General features: G+C 73.8%; 3 protein-coding genes. 1 reads left to right on the top strand and 2 read right to left on the bottom strand.

What is annotated here, in order from left to right; genetic code table 11:
* On the top strand, positions 1–354 hold a 354-nt coding region (locus J5Y09_RS24130; RefSeq protein WP_209354403.1), incomplete at its 5' end, for a hypothetical protein.
* A 70-nt stretch (positions 355–424) separates the two neighbouring features.
* Here the strand turns inward: J5Y09_RS24130 and J5Y09_RS24125 are convergent.
* Positions 425–1468: a hypothetical protein gene (locus J5Y09_RS24125; protein WP_209354402.1), complete on the bottom strand. Its 1044-nt coding sequence runs from the start codon at positions 1466–1468 to the stop codon at positions 425–427.
* A gap of 11 nt (positions 1469–1479) precedes the next feature.
* Entirely contained in the window at positions 1480–1917 is a 438-nt protein-coding gene (locus tag J5Y09_RS24120) for a hypothetical protein (RefSeq protein ID WP_209354401.1), read from the bottom strand.
* Positions 1918–2149 lie beyond the last annotated feature (232 nt).

Here is a 2149-nt window from a genome sequence, read left to right as displayed (position 1 = left end):
GGGCGGCGGTGGCGCCGCAGGGCGTGGCGCCAGCCGTGGCGGCGCGGCCGGGGCGCGTGCGGTCCCAGCCGGCGGCGCGGCGCGGTCATGGGCGCGCACCGGGTGCGGCCGGCCATCATCGCCGCGGCGCTGATGGGCGCGGACATGCACCATCGCCTCGCCCTGGCGCTGCGCCAGTTCGCGCGGCCCCGGGCCGGGATAGCGCGCGGCGTAGGCGGCGCTCACCTGCTCGCGCAGCCGGTCGCCGGCAGCGCCGGGCCGGCGATATTCGGGCTGGCGTATCAGGCTGCGAAGGTCGTCATCGCATGGGGCGGACTCTGCCATGGTGACCTCCTGCGGGCTATCTCGGTATGATTATTTTCCTAATTTGCTCTCCGCGTCAATGGGAAAAGCCCGCGGGAGAAAGTGCGCGCCCGCCGCGGCGTCAGCGCGGGCCGACCAGGTGGCATTCCGGCGGCCCGGCCCCGTCCGGCGCCGCACGCCAGGCGTAGCGGCCCGCGCTCGTGCGGAAGTCGCGCAGTCCCGCGCCGCGCGCATCGAGCAGCGTCACGCCACCGCCCGCGCCGCGATCGCCGCGGTCGTGGATGGTGCAGGCGATGCGGGCGCGCTCCTCCTGCCCATCCCACAGCATGACCACGCCCGGCAGCGGGCCGCCGTCCTGCCGCGGCATCGGCCAGTCGAACAGCAGGAACACCAGGTTGCCCCGGCCGTGCGGCCGCACGGCGTAGAGCAGGTCGGAGGCGGCGTCGAAGTTGCGCGGCCGGCCTGGGGCGCGGTCGACGCCGATGCGATCGCCCTCGTGGTTGATCGCCATGGCGTCGGCGATGGGGTGGGCGGAATTGCGGAAATCGGACAGCGCGCTGGCGGCGGCGCGGTCGATCGACTGCCACCGCGCGACCCGTTCTCCGGGGCGGATCCTGCCGCCCTGCATCCGGCTGTAGAGCGGCACGCATTCCATTCGGTCCGAACCGTCGCCGCTCCGTGCCCAGCCGAATGGCCCGGTCTGCGTGCGGAAGCGCCGCAGGCCGGTGCTGCCGCTGCCTGCGGCGCTGACGAGGACGCCGGGGTCCGCGGGACGGACCCCGGCGACGCGTTCCTCGAACAGGCAAGCGACCCGCCAGTGCCCGGTTCCCGCCTGGAGCATCAGGGTTCCCATGGCCCGCGCCGTGCTGCCCGACGAACCGGGCCCGAGCGGCAGGAGAAACACGTCGGGGCGACCGTTCCCGTCGAGGTCAGCGATGGCGTAGAACAGATCGGTCGCATCGAAGTTCAGCGGTTCGCGACCGGCCTGATGGCGCCCCTGACGGTCGTCGGCATCGAAGTTGCGCGTGAATTCCTCCGCGTACACCTCCGCGCTGCGTCGCACGCCGTCGAGGGCGGCGACGGCGACGGGGTCCATGAAGCGCCAGGGCAGGCGCGTCTCGCGGCTCCATGCGGCCTGCACCGGGATTGCCAGACACAGGAGCATCAACGCAGTCCTCATGGCCGCACGGGCTCGTACGGCACGTCGGCGAATTCGCGTAGGCGTCGCGTGATCTCGTTGAAGGACGACAGGTCGCCGCGGCCCTGTACCGGCGCCGGTCGTGGAAGCCCCACGTCGCGGCGGCGCAGGAAGTTCCGCACCGCTGTCGGTCCCTCTCGATGCGCCGCCGCGGCCAGGCCGCTGCGTGTCAGGCGAAGCGGCGCTCCGTCGAAGTCCCGAACGGTGTTGCGCGCGGGGTCGTCGGCGCGCTGGAACACGCCGAGGTCGCGCAACTGCCGCTCGTTGTCCGCGACATACGCGTTGAACGCGGCCTCCTGCGCGGCGGGGCTGGCGAGGAAGTCGGCATCGCTGCGGACCCCGGCATCGCGCGCCGCCCTCGTCCAGCGTTCCCTCGTGCTCCGCCATCCCGCGCCGCGAAGGCCCCTGTCATTCATCTGATATCAACCGAGCGCCTCGCCGTTGCGCGCGCCGTAGCCATGGTCGATCGCGGCGCGACCCCGCGACCCCGCGACCCCGCGACCCCGCGACTCCCCATACGCGATACGCTCGCGCCATTCCTGGTTCGGCTGCCCGATCCAGGCACGCGGCGGCATCGCGCCGGACGGGCGGGCGGGCGGCGGTGGCGCCGCAGGGCGTGGCGCCAGCCGTGGCGGCGCGGCCGGGGCG

This window comes from Roseomonas nitratireducens (assembly GCF_017813355.1).
Lineage (GTDB): Bacteria > Pseudomonadota > Alphaproteobacteria > Acetobacterales > Acetobacteraceae > Neoroseomonas > Neoroseomonas nitratireducens.
The sequence above is the reverse complement of the archived record's forward strand: the minus strand, read 5'-3'. Positions and strand labels throughout refer to the sequence as shown.

Excerpts from the sequence above, each read along its gene's own strand:
- J5Y09_RS24120 (WP_209354401.1), bottom strand. The coding sequence starts at position 1,917 with ATGAATGACAGGGGCCTTCGCGGCGCGGGATGGCGGAGCACGAGGGAA.
- J5Y09_RS24125 (WP_209354402.1), bottom strand. The coding sequence starts at position 1,468 with ATGCTCCTGTGTCTGGCAATCCCGGTGCAGGCCGCATGGAGCCGCGAG.